General features: G+C 70.8%; 6 protein-coding genes. 3 read left to right on the forward strand and 3 right to left on the reverse strand.

Going from position 1 to position 17618, the window contains the following annotated elements; genetic code table 11:
• Positions 1 to 4: 4 nt before the first annotated feature.
• From ACQEV1_RS04060 to ACQEV1_RS04070, 3 genes are read right to left on the reverse strand one after another with little or no spacing between them, the layout of a single operon-like run.
• The gene (locus tag ACQEV1_RS04060; RefSeq protein ID WP_433391329.1) at positions 5 to 1297 is read right to left on the reverse strand and encodes an EsaB/YukD family protein; all 1293 of its coding nucleotides are present in this window, start codon (positions 1295 to 1297) and stop codon (positions 5 to 7) included.
• A gap of 29 nt (positions 1298 to 1326) precedes the next feature.
• The gene (locus tag ACQEV1_RS04065; RefSeq protein WP_433391332.1) at positions 1327 to 1635 is read right to left on the reverse strand and encodes a WXG100 family type VII secretion target; all 309 of its coding nucleotides are present in this window, start codon (positions 1633 to 1635) and stop codon (positions 1327 to 1329) included.
• Between the two features lie 23 nt (positions 1636 to 1658).
• A complete protein-coding gene (locus tag ACQEV1_RS04070) occupies positions 1659 to 2027 on the reverse strand; it encodes a WXG100 family type VII secretion target (RefSeq protein WP_285636969.1) in 369 nt (122 codons plus the stop codon).
• A 173-nt stretch (positions 2028 to 2200) separates the two neighbouring features.
• Between ACQEV1_RS04070 and eccCb the strand changes: the two genes are divergently transcribed.
• The 3 genes from eccCb (at position 2201) to ACQEV1_RS04085 (ending at position 17593) form a co-directional block, all read left to right on the forward strand.
• Positions 2201 to 6169 carry a type VII secretion protein EccCb gene (eccCb, locus tag ACQEV1_RS04075; RefSeq protein ID WP_433391335.1) on the forward strand — a complete coding sequence of 1323 codons (3969 nt, stop codon included), beginning with the start codon at positions 2201 to 2203 and terminating at the stop codon, positions 6167 to 6169.
• A 135-nt stretch (positions 6170 to 6304) separates the two neighbouring features.
• The gene (locus ACQEV1_RS04080; RefSeq protein WP_433391337.1) at positions 6305 to 8080 is read left to right on the forward strand and encodes a hypothetical protein; all 1776 of its coding nucleotides are present in this window, start codon (positions 6305 to 6307) and stop codon (positions 8078 to 8080) included.
• Positions 8081 to 8092: 12 nt separating this feature from the next.
• Positions 8093 to 17593 (forward strand): hypothetical protein, encoded by a 9501-nt coding sequence (locus ACQEV1_RS04085; protein WP_433391339.1) that lies wholly within the window; start codon positions 8093 to 8095, stop codon positions 17591 to 17593.
• Positions 17594 to 17618: the final 25 nt, after the last annotated feature.

Raw genomic sequence — 17618 nt, forward strand, 5'->3', positions numbered from 1 at the left:
GCGCTCAGCCGAACAGGCCGCCCATGCTTCGGCTGAGGGCGTCGAGGACGCCGAGAGAATAGAGCGTCAGCGGAGCGGCACAGACGTCGAGCAGCGTCCACCACATCGTCGTGCGCCGCACGCCGTCCCCGAGTGGCACGAACGTGAGCAGTGCCGTCCCCACTCCGGCGAGGATCAGCAGCAGGGCGCCCGCACCGGCGGCCGGCACCGTGACCGCGACGCCGAGCAGCGCGCCGACCAGGGTGAGACAGGCGCCGATCGCCGGAGCCGCGGCCTCACGGGCGAAACGGTAGGTCAGCGCGCGAAGCGCGAGCATCCCGCCCGCCACGGCGGCGAGCGCGATCGTGAGCGGGTCACCGGCCGCGACCAGCAGCACGGACCCCGCGACGACGGCGGCGACGCAGCCCGAGGTCAGCGAGACCAGCAGCGAACGCGAGGCGCGGGCGAACTCCGTCACCCGTCCCGCTTCCGCGCCGGCCGTCCGGCGGGACAGCCGGTCGCTCAGCAGGCGGGGCAGACAGCGCGCCAGGACCGCACCGGACATGACCACCAGGGAGGCCGCCTGCACCGGCCGCAGGCCCAGGGCGGCCAGCAGGAATCCCACGGTCCCGAAGGCGCCGGCCAGCGCCGCGCCGAGGACCACGGGCGCCAGCATGGATGCCGACGCCAGGACCGTCACGACCAGCGCGATGGCGGCGCCGCAGCCACCGGCGGCGTCGAACCGGCCACCGGCCAGCGCCCAGCCGGCCACGGCCGCCAGTCCCCAGGCGCCGGCCGCCAACGCGGGACGGCCGAACCGGCGGCGTTCCCCGGCCGGCAGGAGATAGGCGGCGGCGAGAACGGCGGCCACCGCGGCCAGCAGCGCCGGCCCCGCGCCGTGGCGCAGCGCCGGCCGCACCGCGACGAACCCGGCCGCACCGAGCGACAGCGCCGCGCTCAGCACGCCGAGCACCGGTTCGAGCAACCGCCGGGAGGACCACTCCCGATCACCGGTGGCCGTGGAGACGACCGGCTCATCGAGCCGCGACGGGATCGGCGAGGTCCAGACACCCGGGTCGACGAGATGCAGCACCTCGCCGTCCACCACGGACACATCGGCCAGGGTCGCGCTCAGCGAGAACGGCTCCCGGCCGACGCGTGACAGCGTCCACGCCGCCGGCCGGACGTCGTCCTCACCGCTGCCGCACAGCTCGGCGATCGTGGGCGTCAGCTCGGCGATCGGCACGGTGTTCGGCAGGACCAGGTCCACGCGACGGCCGGTCGCGTGGACGGTGACGGCCGACAGGTCTCCGCGCATCTTCCCGGTTCCTCCTCCGCAGGGCCGATTCAGGAGCTCCAGAAGCTCTCGATCGCCTTCTCGCTGGTCGTGTAATTGGTGTGCGCGTCGGTGAGCGCCTGGTACAGCTGGCCGAGCACCAGGTAGAGGCCATCAGCGGCGTTGTGCCACCGCTGCTGCGCGTGGTCCCAGCTCTCTCCGCCCACGCCTTGCCACTCACCACGCAGCCGGCTCAGGAAGCCCTTGAGGTCCTCCTGCTGCTGAATGAGCGTGTTGTGGCAGGCGCGGACATCCTCGGCCGCGGTGTCCATCCACGGGAAGTGGACGGTGATGACTCCGTCATCGGCGGGTGTGCCCATCGTCTTCTCCTCGGATCGTTGCCTCAGTACGGCAGGCCGGCGGCGGCCTGGGTGATGCCGAGGCGGTTGTTCTCTTCCATCTCGTTGTAGGTCTTGTGGCTCTGCGCGAGCCCGTCACCGATGTTGTAGAGGGCGTTCTTCAGCTCGGTGGCCTGCGTGTTCCAGTTGCCCATCGCGGTGTTGTACGCGCTGGCGGACGAGCTCCTCCAGTTGTCGCTCAGCCCGTCGATCGTGCTCATGAGCCGCTGGATCTCGCCGTAGATGAGGTCGGCGACGTCGTGCACGTACTGTTGCGCGCTCACCATGGCGCCCAGGTCGGTGTTCAGCCGGCTGCCGCCGGGAGCGCCGCCCCCGGGGTACGGCGTGGTCTGCGGTCCGGTCCTGAGTCCCAACGAACTCTCCCCTCTGCGAAGTGGTGCGTCGCGGTCGTCCCGCCGCGAGATTACGAAGCCGCCCCGCGCGTTCCGCTCCCTCGGAACGCGCGGGGGTCCGGGGAGATACTGGGCCGGACGGTGTCGCGGGTCGTCCCACCACCGCGTCGTCCGTCTCACGCCTGGATGTGTCCATGAGCCGTGTCCTGCTGCACCGGCCCGCCCGCGTGCTGCCGCCGGCCGTACCCACCGAGCCGATCGTCCTCGTCCCGCCACCGGCCGAGCCCCCCGCGCCACCGCCGGGTTCGTGGTTCCAGCTGCTGTTGCCGATGATGAGCGGCGTCAGCGGCATGATGTTCATGCTCTACAACCCGCGACCCCTGTACATCGTCATCGGCTCGACGATGGCCGTCGGCTCGATCGGCATGAGTTTCGCGATGTTTCACCAGCAGCGGGCGCTGGTGCGTCGCAAGAGCCGGGCCGATGCGACGGAGTACCGGGCCTACCTGCGAAAGACCGCCGCGCAGGCTCGCGCCGTCGCCTCGATGCAGGCCGTCGGCTCCGGCTTCGCCCACCCGGACGCGCGGGGCCGCTGGGCGATCTGCCGGAGCCGGGTCCGCGTGTGGGAGCGGCGGCCCGACCACCCCGACTTCCTCACGGTACGGATCGGCACGGGAGACGTGCCGCTGGCGACCCCGATCGGGTTCCAGGCGACCGGCGACGGTCCGTTCGCCGCAGGACGCACCGAACTGCGCGCCGAGGCCGAACGGCTGATCGCCCGAGCGGGCCGGCTGTCCGGCCAGCCGATCCTGCTGGACCTTCGCGAGACGCCGGTGGTGAGCCTGGTGGGATCCGCCGTGCGCACGCGGGCGATGGCCGTCGACCTCGTCACCGAGCTGACGACGTTCTGTGCCCCCGACGACCTGCTCGTCGCCGTGTGCCATCCGAAAGAGGTCGAGGACTGGGAGTTCGTGAAGTGGCTTCCGCACGCCAGAGCCGGCGAGTCGGTCCTCGCCCTGCCCGATGGCGACGGGTTCGGAGAACTGCTCGCCGAGGATCTCGAACGCCGCCGGGACCAGGCGCGCCGCCGTACCTCGCCGTTCACCGAGCAGCCCGCCGATGAGTCGCGCCGCCGCCTGCTCGTGATCGTCGACGGCTATGGCGCCGCGTCCCCCGCCGGTCGCCTGGACATCCTCGGTGAACTGGCCGAACGCGCTCCCGCCCTGGAGGTCAGCGTCGTCTTCTGCGTCGAGGTGCAGCGCGACGAGCCGCCGCGTGTCCAGACCCGCGTCCGGGTCGCCGACGACGGTGCCTTCACGCTCGAGTCGCCCGACCGCGAGGCGACCGGGCAGGCGGATCCATCGGACCCCGTGCTCCGCACGGCGATCGCCCGGAGCCTGGCGCCACTGCGCCTCGACGACCCCGCGGCACGCACGGCGCTCAGTGAGACCACGCGGCTGGTCGAACTCCTCGGCACGCCCGCCGCCCGCCATCTCGACGTGACCCACATGTGGTCCACTCTGTCATCGCCGTACGACGTCCTCAGGGTGCCGATCGGGGTGAGCGGGGACGGACAGCCGGAGATCCTCGACCTCAAGGAATCGGCCATGCAGGGCATGGGGCCGCACGGCCTCGTCGTCGGTGCGACCGGTTCCGGCAAGAGCGAGTTGCTCCGCACTCTCGTGACGGCCCTGGCGCTGACCCACCCGCCGGACGTGCTCAGCCTCGTCCTGGTCGACTTCAAGGGCGGCGCCGCGTTCGCCGGGCTCGCCGACCTCCCACACGTCGCCGGCATGATCACCAACCTGGCCGACGACCTCACCATGGTCGACCGGATGTACCTGGCGCTGTTCGGTGAACAGCAGCGCCGGCAGAAACTGCTCCGCGACGCGGGGGACGTCGACAACGTCCGCGAGTACCAGCGCCGCCGGACGGCGGGCCTGCTCGGACCCGACGCGCCTCCCCTGCCGTACCTGCTGATCGTGGTCGATGAGTTCGGGGAACTGCTGGCCGGCCGGCCCGACTTCATCGAGCTGTTCGTGGCGATCGGGCGGCTCGGCCGCAGCCTCGGCATGCACCTGCTGCTCTCCAGCCAGCGTCTGGAGGAGGGGCGGCTGCGCGGTCTGGAAAGTCACCTGTCGTACCGGATCTGCCTGCGGACGTTCAGCGCGGTGGAGAGCAACGTCGTCATCGGCGAACCGGACGCCTACCACCTGCCCCCGGTCCCGGGCTCGGCCTACCTGAAGGTCGACACCACCATCTACGACCGGTTCCGCTCCGCGCTCGTCTCGGCCCCCGACATGACGCCCGAGGAGATGCCGGATGACACCCCACGCGCCGCCCTGTTCACCGCCGGCGCGGTGTCGGCCGAGCCGGAGCCCGCATCGGCCGTCCCGGCATCGGGTGACGGTGAGCGGCCGACCGAGATGGCGACCGCGGTCACGCTGATCCGTGCCGCCGGCGCGTCACCCGCTCACCAGGTCTGGCTTCCGCCGCTGGACCCGAAGATCCCGCTCGGGCGCCTGCTCCCTCCGCTTGAGCGTGATCCGCGCCGTGGACTCCAGGCCCGCGGCTGGACCGGTGCGGGCCTGGGCGCGGTGCCGGTCGGCGTCCTCGATCTGCCCGAGGCCCAGGCACAGCGTCCGTTCGGCGTCGACTTCACCCGGTGGGCCGGCCACCTCGCCGTGGTGGGGGCGCCGCAGACCGGCAAGAGCACGTTCCTGCGCACCATGCTGCTGTCCGCCCTGGTCACCCACACACCGCGAGAGCTCAACGCCTATGTCATCGACTACGGCGGCGGGTCGCTGTTCGCCCTGGCCGGAGCACCGCACGTCGGCGCGGTCAGCGGACGGCTGGAGCCCGACAAGGTTCGCCGCGTGGTCGGGCAGATCTGGAAGCTGGTCGACGAGCGCGACGAACGGTTCCGCGAGCTGGGGATCGACTCCGCCGAGACCATGCGCCGCCGTCGCGGCGAGAGGGACCTTCCGCCGGAGGCCGTCGCCGACGTCCTGCTCGTGATCGACGGCTGGGGCGCCGTGCGCACCGAGCTCGAGGATCTCGATCCGCAGATTCTCGACATCGCCGCGCGCGGGCAGCGCGTCGGCGTTCACCTGGTCATCGCGGCGAACCGGTGGATGGAGCTGCGCCCGCAGCTTCGCGACAACATCGGCGGCCGGATGGAGTTCCGCCTCAACGATCCCGCCGACTCACAGATCAACCGCAAGGCCGCGGCGTCCCTGCCCTCCGGTGCGCCAGGACGCGCGCTCACGATGGAGGGCGACCACGTCCAAGTGGCGCTCCCCGAACTCGGGACGTCCGTCGAGGAGGTCGTGAGTGCCGCGGCGTCGGCCTGGCAGGGACCGGCCGCACCGCCGATCCGGCTGCTTCCGGCCGAGCTGTCGCACGCCCACCTGCCCGGGCCCGGTGAGGACACCGAACGCGGGGTGCCGATCGGCATCGACGAGCTGGAGCTCGGGCCCGTCCACCTCGACCTCGCCGGGGCCGACTCGCACTTCGTGGTGCTCGGCGACGCCGAGTCGGGCAAGACCACGTTCCTGCGGTCCTGGCTCGCCGGACTCCAGGCTCGCAGAGGCGGCCAGGAGGCGATGTTCCTCGTCATCGACTACCGGCGCACGCTGCTCGGCGCCGTACGGCAGGAGCAGACCTGGGCCTACTGCGGCGCGGCTCCGGCGGCGGCCGCGGCGGTCAAGGAGCTCGCCGACGGCATCGTCGAGCGGTTGCCCCCGGCCACGCTGACCCCGAAGGTCCTGGCGGAGCGCTCGTGGTGGACCGGCCCGGAGTTCTATGTCGTCGTCGACGACTACGACCTCGTCGCCTCGCCGTCGGGCAATCCCCTGTTGCCTCTGGTCGACCTGCTCGCGCAAGGGCATGACCTCGGCCTGCACGTGGTGCTCGCCAGGCGGGTCGGCGGGATGGCGCGCGGCGGCTTCGAGCCGCTGCTCGGCCGGCTGCGCGAACTCCGCCAGCCCGGACTGGTCATGTCCGGTGATCCCGGCGAGGGGCCGGTACTCGGGAACGTGCGTGCGACGGCACAACCGCCGGGGCGTGGGCTCCTGGTGCGCCGCAAGCAGCGTCCGGTGCTCGTGCAGACCGCACAGGCGCCGGTGGACCCGCTCGCCGCGGGCGATGAGCCCGCGTCGTGAGCGTGGAGACGGTGCGTGTTCTGACCTTCGGGATCGCGCACATCGGGCTCTCATCATGGGATGCGTCCGAGAAGCGTTCGCCGTGCCGCGCGCTCACCCGGGCATCCCAGCTCAGACGTTGATCGGGGTGGTGTTGTGGCAGAAGAGGTCAACAGCCCGGGACCCGCGCCCGAGGAGGGAACCGAGCCGGACGAGCGCGCCGTCCGGGACGGCGATGACGCGGAGCGCGCGAAGACACTGGCCGCGGGTGCCGCGGCGGGTGCCGCGGTCGGCGCCGCGGTCGCGATCGGCGAGACGCCGGACGACGCCCTGGCCGCGCCTGAGGCGCGGACACGATCGACCGTACGCGCCGAGCCGTCCACGCCCACGGCAGGGCGCCCGGCCGTCCCTGGGACGGGTACGCCCACCGTGCGGTCGAAGAAACCGGCCGACCCTGGGACGGATCCACACGCCGGCCCGCCGGACTCCGCCGGAACCGGCGGGGCCGGCCCGGCCCGGACGCTCGGTCTGGGGGCGGCGGCGGGCCTGGGCGGCGTCGCCGCCGCAGGTCTGCTCAGCGGGGGCCATGCCGATGGCCACGCTCCCTCCTCGCACACCTCGCATCAGGGTCCGGTCCACCCCGGGGCAGGTGTTCCACCGGGGCCGGGCGACCAGGGATACACGCCCCTGGATCCGGGGACCGCGTCACTGATGCAAGGCTCCGACCCCGGCTCGCCCGGCAAGCAGGTGCCGGACCCGGCCGCGCAGTCGCCCACCGCCGCCGGAACCCCGAGCACGCACGGGCATCACGGAACGGACCCTGCCTCGCCCCAGCAGGACACGGTCGGCTGGACCGGCTCTCAGGACACGCGAGACCGGCCGTACGACACGTCCAGCCAGCCGCTCGGCGGCGAGATCTCCGACCGGGCCACGTCGGCCGACGCCGCTCCCACCGTCCTGTACGACTCGTCCGGTCATCCGGCGGGGACCGTGGACGACTCTGGGCGGTTCAGCCCGATTTCCGGTGGCACGCCGTCGTCGGATGCCCCGGGATCGATCCTCTATGACGCGTCCGGGAATCCGGTCGCCACCACCGACGCCTCCGGGAACGTGGTCCCGCTCTCGGCGGAACGGCCGGCGACCGGGACCGACGCCACGGCGCAGGGAGCGGGGCAGGACGACACCACACCGGCCGATGGGGTCCAGCCGCAGTCGGCGACACAGACGCCGGGCGGCGAGCCGACGTACACCTACGACTACACCTACCCGGAGATGACGGATGACCAGCGGCTTTGGTACGACCCGCTGTCGCTGACCCCCGAGCAGCGCGACAAGATCCTCCGTGACGAGATGGCCAAGAACGGCGTCAAGCTTCCGCCGGCGGACGGCAAGGACATTCCCCTGCTGCCTGACTCCTTCTGGCAGAAGGACGGCTACGACGTCAACGGTCAGCACCTGACGCCGGTCGAGGCCGCCGCCACGATCTACGGGATCGCCAGTTCGTTCTCGGTGAACGTCAACGAGCTCGGAACCCTGGCCGGGCACATGGACGACCTGTACCAGACGCTGTCCGGCGCCTGGGCGAAGCTGTACGGGAAGATCGCCGATCTGAAGGTCGACGACGTCTTCGGGGACGACGAGAACCTCGCGGACTTCCACCAGCAGTACACCGACACGACGAACAGTCACAGCGACGCCGCGCTCCAGGTCATGAACGGACTCACCGCCCAGGCCGGCGGTCTGCGCCAGACGGCCTCGGCGTACATCCAGCAGGAGAACGCCAACCTCGCCCCCTTCGGGGTGACGGCGGTCGACCCGAGGTCGGCGATGGACCAGGCGCGCTACCAGAACGGGCAGGACATGTCGGATCACTACCCGTACTGGTACTTCGACACGAGCGATCCGCGCAGCCCGTTCTTCAAGAAGAGCTGAGGCGGGGCCACGATGACCTATCCCGCCGTACCGAGTCCCACGCCCACCCCGACGCCCACGAGCGGCTATCCCGCCAACGGCGGCCAGTGGACGGCACAGCAGGCCCAGGACTACGCGTGGCAGCACATCCCCTGGATCAAGAGCAGGGTCCAGCCGCTCTACGACGCGGCGCAGGCGTTCCGTGACTTCGCCGCGACCGTACAGACGGTGATCGACCAGGGGACCGACGACGTCAAGAACGACCTCAAGTCGTGGGTCGGAGACGGACGGGACTCCTTCGTCCGCGAGTGGGCACGGGACTTCAGCGGCGACAGGGCCAACTGGTACTCAGGCCTGTCGTACGGGGCGAAGAAGCTCACGAGGCTGGACGACCAGGAGCAGCCACCGGCGGAGATGCTGCTGATCCTCAAGGACGGCAGCCTGGACGCGGCCGACCAGATGGAGGGCCTCGCCAACGCGGTGGGGTCCCTGCTGTTCACTGACCTGGTCCTGCAGGTCATCGACGTGGTCCTCACCGTCGTGACGGTCCTCGTTCCGATCGCCGGGCTGTTCGGGAAGATCGGCGAGATGATCTTCATGAAGGGAGTCGAGGAGGTCAGCGTCCAGGCCGCGAAGGAAGTGGCCGTCCAGTTCGTCAAGACGTCCATCACCGCCGCTCTGAAGAACCTCGCGGAGATGACGGCCAAGAACCTGGCGCTCCAGTTGCTCAAGGGCGCCATCGTCGGCGCCGGCATCGACATCGGGTTCCAGATCTTCAACCAGAACGCCTTCAACCAGATCTACAGCTCGATGATGGGCGAGGAGCCCCCGCCGCTCCAGGCGAACATCAACGTCGTCGAGGTCATCGAGTCGGCCGCCGTGGGCGCCGCGTCGGAGGGTTTCACCCACTGGGCGACGCCGAAGATCAACGCGTTGACCAAGGACAGCGAGTTCTGGCAGTCCGGCGCGGGGCAGCGGGCCATCAACGCCTCGCTGGCGATCGGCACCGGCCTCGGCACGGATGCCGCGCTCCAGGGCTTCCACATCGCGATGGGCTGGCAGAAAGGCTGGAACTGGGAGCAGTCGGCGCAGAACGTCGCCATCGGTGTCTTCTCCGGCTTCCACCCGCCGCACACTCCGCCGCCCGACGGGTTCACCGTCCGGCAGGACCACCCGGGTGGATACACGAAGACCTGGCAGTTCACCGAGCACAACGGCACACTGAGCGTCCTGAACCCCCGTACCGGACGCGAGGTCGGCACCGGTCATTGGAACGACGGGGCCATCGACGTCACGTACAAGGACGGCGGGTTCGAGAAGGTCACCCTGGCCGGCACGCACGTCGACCATCTCACGAACGGCACGCAGACCGTGCGGCTGGTGGATCCCAAGACCGGCAAGCTCACCGACGTCCAGATGCCGACGAAGACCCTCACCAGCTACGGGGTCGACGGCGCCGGTCAGCAGCACTTCGAGCGGCAGGCCACCTACTACGCCAACGGCACGGCCGAGATCCGGGACGAGCACGGGATCTACCAGACCCAGCACCGGCTCGACCATTCGATCACCGTCGACCCCGAGACCGGAAAGATCATCCAGTACGACGGCAAGAGCGGGAGCCTCGACCCCTCGGTGTTGCGACTGCCCGAGGGATCCGTGGTCACCGTGAACGACCAGGGGATCGTCACGTCCGTCATGCGTCCCGGTGGCGACCGCGCCGTCGACCTCTACGCCCTCGGCCCGGACGGTCACCTCGATCGCGTCGGCACGCTTCGCCAGAACGGTGACGGTCTCCTCACGATGACCGACGACCCGGGCCACCGGACCACCGTCGAGACCAAGGACGCGACCTACTCGGCGGCCGACACCCCGGTCGACCGCACCGGCCGCGGAGCGCCCACATTGGAGTACCGGCTCCCCACCCGCCGAGAGACGGGGACGATGTGGGAGCAGCGCGAGAACCCCCTGTTCACCCTCCATAAGGGCCAGGTCACGCCGGTCGTCCCCACCACGCGCGAGCAGGCCCACGCGACGCCCGTCTCAGAACTCCAGCCCACCGAGCACACCGCGCCGTCCCTCCCGGACGCGCCCGAGCAGCGGCAGCACGGCGCGAGCGATGAGACGCCTGGCGTCACACCGGACCTCGCCACGGCGCAGTCGCTGAACAGCGTGCTGGGGTCGGTCCACCCGGACTGGATGCGAGGCGCGGTCGATGCCTTCACGAGCGTCGCCCCGGGTGGCCGGGAGACGTTCCGGATGCCGGTGCCAGGGACGAAGGACCCCATCACGGTCACCGTCACCCGGGACCCGGCGACCAGGGCCACAACGCTCACCCTCGATCCGGACGGACCGGCCGCGGCGCTCGACCGGACGCGGCTCGCCCCGGGGATCGAGGACTCCCTTCGGAAGATCGCCGACGCCACCGGGACCGGCTTCCGTGTCGAGGTCCCCGGCGGGGAGGCCGGAAGCCGTGCGTTCGGGTTCCATCCCAGTGAGGGGGCGCACGCGTTCCACCAGGTTCTCGAGTCGATCTCCGTCGCGCGCGGCGAGCCGGTACGGACGACGGTGGACCTAGGCGAGGGGACGCGGGTCTCGTTCACGCCGCGGGTCGTCCGCGAGCCCGGACGGCGGGAGACCATCCGGCTGACCGACCTCGAAGTCGAGGGTGACGCGATGCCCGAGCACGAGGCCGTGAACCAGATGCGGTCGCTGGTGACCGACCTCGCGGACGCGCTCGGTCGCCGGGTCGAAGTGATCCACGGCGACGGGCCCGGCGTTCGGGGAGAGAACATTCTGCTCGCACACATACCGGACCTTCCCGTCCATACGGCGCCGGTCGTCGCGCCGACGGGCGCGGAACTCTTCCCACCGGTCGAGTCCGGGAGACCGCCCGTCCTGCCCGCCCCCGTCCGGCAGCCTTCCTCGGTGCCGGAGTTCGGCCGGGGCGAGGTCGCCGAGTACGTCGCGGCCGTGTACCAGACCGGCGGGGAGATCCAGCGGTTCTCCTTCCCGATCGAGCACGAGGGCACGACCGCGTTCGTCGACGTCACGGGCGACGTCGACATCAGGACGGGTGAGGTGACGCTACGCCTGGCGCCGGGAGAGAACGCCGAGGCGTTGCGCGGCCGGATTCCGCGAGAGGTCGTCGTCGCGCAGGCGGAGGAGACGCTCCGGGGAATCGCCGAACGGCTCCCCGGGTCGCTCACCGTCCACAACGGCGAACTCGACGTCGTGCTGAACCCGCCCGAGGTCGCGCACGCGCCGGGCGAAGGCGCCGCGTACGGCGTCCGCGTCGAGGACATGCGCGCCATCCACGGCGCGGCCCTCCTGCCCGGCGGAGACAAGAGGGTCACGGTGCACGTCCCGCCGGACGTCACGCCGGAGAACGCGGCGTATGAGATCAGCTGGACCACGCGGTACGTCCTGGGCGTCGACGGCGAGGCGCGGCTCGTGCTGCACGAGCCGATGGTCGACAGGACACTGCCCGACGGCACCCGCACGTACGGGCCGCTGGAGTCGCTGAGCGAGACCGAACGTTCGGAGGTGTTCGGTCCGATCCAGCGGCTCCTCGAGCAGGTGTCGGGCAGACCGGTCGACGTGGTCGGCGCGGAGTCCGCGCGGGTCCAGCCGGAGACGATGAAGGTGGGCGAGGTCGGGGTCACCTCCGGCAAGCCGGAACAGGTCGTACCGAAGATCGCCGCATCGCCGGAACAGACGGCCGCCAAGGTGCCCCTACCGAAGCCCCGGGTGCTCACCCAGGCCGAGCCGGGCGGGAACAACGTTCCGGACTATCCGCAGGCCGAGGTGTTCTCCAAGAACAACGGCCTGAAGCCGCTCAGTCCGAATGCCACCCGGCCGCTCAACCCGTACGGTCCGGTCGAGCCGCTGCCCAAGGGGCAGGACTTCGGCCCGAACAACCTTCCGCCGGGAGACGTGTATCCGGAGCTTCCATGGGCCGCTCCAGGAAAGCTCGTGGTCGTTCCCGGCGTCGATCCGTCGGCGGTCCTCCACCCCGACTCGCCGGCCTTCGAGCGCTTGTGGAAGGCGCTGTGGCATCTGAACCTGGACACCCATCTCGAGCACAATGTCGTCGAGTTCGAGGACGGAAGCTTCCACATCGTCGAGGCCGGTAAGTACGCTCTGCTCGACGACGGATCGCTGGCGATCAAACGCATCTGGATGCACGTCCATCCCCACTGGCTGCCGGCGACCGGCCCGTCCATGGGCGATCTTCGGTTTCTCGGCATGTCGCCGGGGCAGAAGTCGGCGATCCTCATCGAGCAGGGGCTCCACCCGTACGAGTACGAGGTGCCGGACGCCGTACGGGCGGTGCTCGGGCTGCCACCTGCCGGGACATCGATCGACGTCGGACCGCGCATCGCGGCTCTCCGGGACCTGCTGACCGCGCCTGATGAGGACCTGGTCGTTCGGCTGGACGGCCTCGTCGACGCGCTCGCCCGCGACTCTTCGCGGCTCCCCCCGGACGCCGCGCGCGCCAGCCTGATCGGCGACGTCAAGGACATCGCCGCGGATCTCGCCGAGACCCCCACTCCTCAGCTGCGCGAGGCCCTCGGCGAACGCCTGCAGCTGCTGGAACAGCATCTCAGGGGTGGCACCGCGTCTCCGCTCGCCGATGACCTGTCGCACCGGGAGTCGGCCGGTCTGGAAGCCGATGAGGTCAAGCTGCTTCCGTCGCCGCGCTTCCGCGACAAGGTGGCGGACGTCGCGGGACTCGACAAGGTGCTCAAGCTGCTGGGCAAGGAGGGCGGGGCGGGATTCTCCGACATCACGCTTCACGAGATCTTCGGTCCTGACAATCCGGCCGGCATCAAGCGCATCGTCGATGCCGTTCTCAGGAATCCCTTCGTCACGGTGCCGAAGCCGCCCAGAGAACCGGTGGCGCCGAAGGAGCCCGCGCCGCCCGGCGTTCCCGAGGATCAGGCACCGAAGCAGTGGGAGAAGTACCGCCAGGCATTGGAGATCCACGAGAAGTACAAGCTTCCGCGTTACGCGAAGGAGATGGCGGAGTATCCGGCGAAGCTGCGGGCGTACGAGGATCTCAGGGCGGCCAACACCCGGCTCGTCCGGAAGGCGAGCGCGTTCGCGCTGCGATACGCGCGGCGTACCGCCCTGCCGTTGGACCAGACGAAGTTCGGCAATCTCTACGAGTACTACGGTGCGCTGTTCACCGAGTTCACCCTGCATCCCGACTGGTTCGGTCACGTCGACGACAACGGTCGGCCCCTGGCTCCTCTGCAGCGAAACGACTCGGCCGCGCTCGTGGCCTATGGGCGGAAGTTCGACGACATCATCGGCGAACGTTTCCGACTCGAGTTCGCGCAGGCCTCGGTGAAGCCGAACAACTTCGTCTCGGAGGCCTTCCTGCAGGAGCTGGCCGCCGTGGACTTCGACGATCCGATGGTGCGGCAGCGGTTCGCCCAGGAGATCCACGCGAAACTGATCGGCATCGCCGACGACATCAACTTCGGCAATCCCGCGGCAGCCGCCTACCACCCGCACAAACACGCGCCCGGCCTGGTGCCCACACCGAATGAGCGCAACTTTCCGGCCGGCGGTTATATGCGCTCCGTCGCGGAGGCGATGCGGGCCGGTCATGTCGCGACCATCGAGCGGATGCGGAATGGCAGCGTCATGGTCGAGGTGCACGCGACCCTTCCCCACGCCGACGGGGAGGGAAAGGGCACCGTGACGACGAAGTCGATCGTGTTCGTCGAGGCGAGGAGCGGACGCATCGTTCTCGCGACCCACCAGGCCGAACGGGACACGAAGGCCATCGTGGGGACGGAGCCGGACGCGATCGCCACGCAGGTGGCGAAGCGCGTGGACGTCGAGGTCCCGGAGGCGCGGCCGCTCCCCGAACAACATCGACCGGCGTCCACCGAGCCGGCGCCGGAGACGCACCTCCCCGCCCAGGCGGAGAACGTCGAGGCGAGCATCGCGACGCGGAGACAACACCTCGAGACCGTCACGGCCCGGCTCGCCGAGCTGGCGAAATCACCGCTCACGCGGATCCATGAGTCGATGGAGCTCGTACGGCGGCTCACGCGGACCTACCAGGGACATCTCGACGCGGCCGGCGCCAGGCTGGCGGAGTTCCGGGCGACGGCACTGCGCATGCCCGTCCACGGCCCCATCGGCCGAGATGACGTGCTCCGATTCCGGCAGGAATCCCTCGACCGGCTGAGCCGCACCGCGTTGGGCGACATCGAGGAGGTCGCCCGGCTGGAGCGGCTGGTGGACCGCGCCCGGCGGGTGGTGACGCTGTCGTCGGAGATGACCTCAGCCGTTGACGACCTGTTCAAGGACTTCGCCGATCCGGCGGCACTGCCCGAGGCGCAGCGGCGAATGGCCGAGGACGTACGGCAGTCCGTGATCGACGCCGTGAAGGTCCACGAGTATCTGAGCCGGCACGGGCTGGCGGGCCTCGCCGAGGGCGGTTCCGGGGCGCTCCGTACGGACCTGCTCTCCCGGCTGCCCGAGGTGGAGCGCACCGTCCACGAGCTGCGCTCCGAACTCCATCGGCTGGACACGGCGAGTCCGGCCGGTGACGCCGCTCAGGCGCGACACCAGGAGGTGGTCGCCCGGCTGGAGGCCGCGCTGAGCGAGCGTGACCGCCTCGACCGCGCCGGTCGGCGGTACCTCCAGGCACATCCGGAGCTCCTGCCGGTCGAGGAGGCGGTGTCGCGCACGCGGGTCGGTGGGCTGGAGGCCGCCTTGGCGGAGGCGACGTCCCGGGGAGACGGGACGGCGGCCGGGGCCATCCTCGACGATCTCGGCCGGGCCAGGGACCAGCTGCGGTGGATCGAGAGCAGGCGCGCCATGACCGACCTGCGTTCCCACATCGACGAGGTCCGTGCCCAGGCCGACGCCGCCCGCCACGCGGGCGACACCGCCCGGGTGACCGAGCTGGAGAGCAGGCTGGCCGAGCTCGAACGAGCGCTCGGCTCGCTGCGATCCGTGCCCGGGGCGACCCGGTCCGTGGAGTACGCGCTCGGGCGGCTGGCCGGGATCGACGCCGGGCCGGCGGCGTCGGAGCAGGAGCGGGGCAGGGCACTGCACCGGCTCGTCACCAAGCTGTGGAAACTTCACGACGAGGGTCACGTGGCACTCGACCCCGACGCCCTGCGGAAGGCGGCCGCCGGGGACGACGATGCCCTGGCCGGACTTCTCGACCAGGTGCGCCGAGCGGGCGAGCCGGAGACCATCCTGAGCCAGGCCGGCGTCCACGGTCCGGTGGAGCACTCGCCCGAGCCGACCCGGCCGCTTCCCGTCGACCCGCGCAGCCGGACCGTACGAGCCGCCCTGGCCGACTCACGGAAGGCGTCGCCCAAGCTGTGGAGACTCGGTCACCTCGAACGGCAGGCCGCCAAGCTGGAGACGACGGATCCGGTCAAGGCCGCCCGGCTCCGGGCGAAGAAGGCGGACCTGACCGTACAGATCAAGAAGCTGCTGGATCCGGTGGAGCCGCTCGCCGAGAAGGTGATCGCCGACGAGATGGCCGCACGACCGGACGTCGCGTTCGTCCAGGCGGCGATCGACGAGGCGCCGGCCCTGCATTCTCTGTGGAACGGCGACGTCATCGACGTGGCCTCCAGGCATGTCGGCGAGGCGTACCGGCCGGTCGCGAACGAACGCGTGAATCTCGACTGGCAACGGCGCCAGGATGAGACCTACATCCAGACCCGTGGCGAGGCGCAGCGGCTCGACGCCGCCGACGGCCGGGAGCTGTTCCGCCACATGGCCCAGGTCATGGGCGGTGGCCGGAAGGGCCTGCTCGGCGGCCATGTGGCGGCGACGCTCGGCGACCCGCGGAGTTGGCAGGGCGTCACCACGACGGATCTCGACGTGCCCGTGACCCGCAAGGTCCATCTCACCCATCGGGAGATCATCAAGGACTGGCTCACGGGAAGGCAGCCGTGGCCCGACCCGATCGGGGGGATCCTGCCGGTCGACTCCAAGATCCTGCACAGCCGCCACACCGTCGCGACCCCGAACGGCGTGGAGCTGACGGTGGAGGTCTACCGGCACCAGTCGCTGATCATCGACAGCGGCCGCGTCACCGAGGGCGGCCTGAGCATGCTGCGGATCGACGGCGGACTCGGCGACGGCATCCTGCCGTTCTGGCACATGCTCAAACCGGTGGACGTGCCGATCGAGCTCGGCCCGATCACCCTCAAGGTGTCGGTGCCGGTGGGGCCCAACCTCGACCTGCAGTACATTCCGGGGCTGCGCCGCGACTTCCACCTCTACGACCAGGTCGGCCGGGAGACGATCGTCACGAGGTACGGCCCGGGACCACGCGATTTCTGGGTGTACGAGACCCCCGCCTCAGAGCTGCGTCCCGCCGGCGACGTCTTCCAGACCGAGCAGTTCTACACCAAGTGGGGCGTGCAACTCGCGACGTTCCCCACGGTGCAGGTGGCGGCCACCGTTCCGGGGATCCCGCCGAGCGAGCGCCCGGCGTTGTTCCAGTTCGGTGGCGTCGGTCTCGTCCAGGTCACCGGAGAGTTCTCCCTCTTCTTCGACCCGCACACCGGTCACTTCCTCCAGCCGGACTGGACCGTGGGGGCCGAGGCGCTGACGGGCCTGTTCGCCAGCGTCCCCGACGTGATCGGCGGAGTCCGGATCCACCCCGACCTGCACGGCTTCCTCGGCTGGGGACCGAGCCCGGGGACCGTGCCGTGGAACCGGGTCCGCACCTTTGATCTCAAGCCCTGGATCGAGCACTACGGCCGGCGGCTCCTGCTGAAGACGCCGGGAGTCAAGAACGTCATCCACGAGCGTCTGGCCGCCACCGAACGGGCCGCCCTCGCCACCGCGGAGGCGAAGGCGGCCGAGGAGACCCGGATCGGCCGCCTACTGGAATCCTTGAAGAACCCGTCGCCCGTGCCTCCTCCCGCGGGGGAGACTCCGCCCAAGGTCGCGGACGTGCTCCGAGGCGAGATGCGCGCCCTCGTCACCGATGCGGGCAAGCGTGTCCGGGCCGCGGTCGAAGCGGGCGCGATCGGGCCGGAGGAGCAGGCGAGGATCGAGACGCTGGTCGGCCGGGTCCAGCGGCTCGCGGACGGCAGCGGCGCCATCCCCCGTGAGGTCCTCCAGCGGCACGCGCCGGCAATCCGTGAGCTGCGAAAGTGGCTTGGCCGCCTGCCGGTCCCGGACGTCCCCGCCAAGCCGGTACCCGGCGCGCACGCCCCGGGCGGTGCCGCCGGTGAGGCCCGGCCCCAGGCGGCGTTCCGAGTGCCGCCCCGGCCACGGCCGTCGCTTCCAGGGGACACGGACGGTCGCCCGCGCGTACGGCCGGACGCACTCCCGCGGCGCGTCGTCCTCCAGCCGGAGCCGTCGGGTTCGTGGTCGCGTCCGTTGCGCGAACGGCCACCTCAGGGCCTCCCGTCGCGGCACGACGCGCGGCCCCAGAACCCTCCCGGACCGCGGAAGCTGCGCCTGATGCCGATCACGCGAACCGCTGACGAACCACACCTGAGCCCCGACGAACCCGAGCCCGGCACCAAGTGAGGACGGCGCACGATGGAAGGACCTG

The sequence above is a fragment of the Actinoallomurus sp. CA-142502 genome (genome assembly GCF_050936355.1).
GTDB classification, from domain to species: Bacteria; Actinomycetota; Actinomycetes; order Streptosporangiales; family Streptosporangiaceae; genus Actinoallomurus; species Actinoallomurus iriomotensis.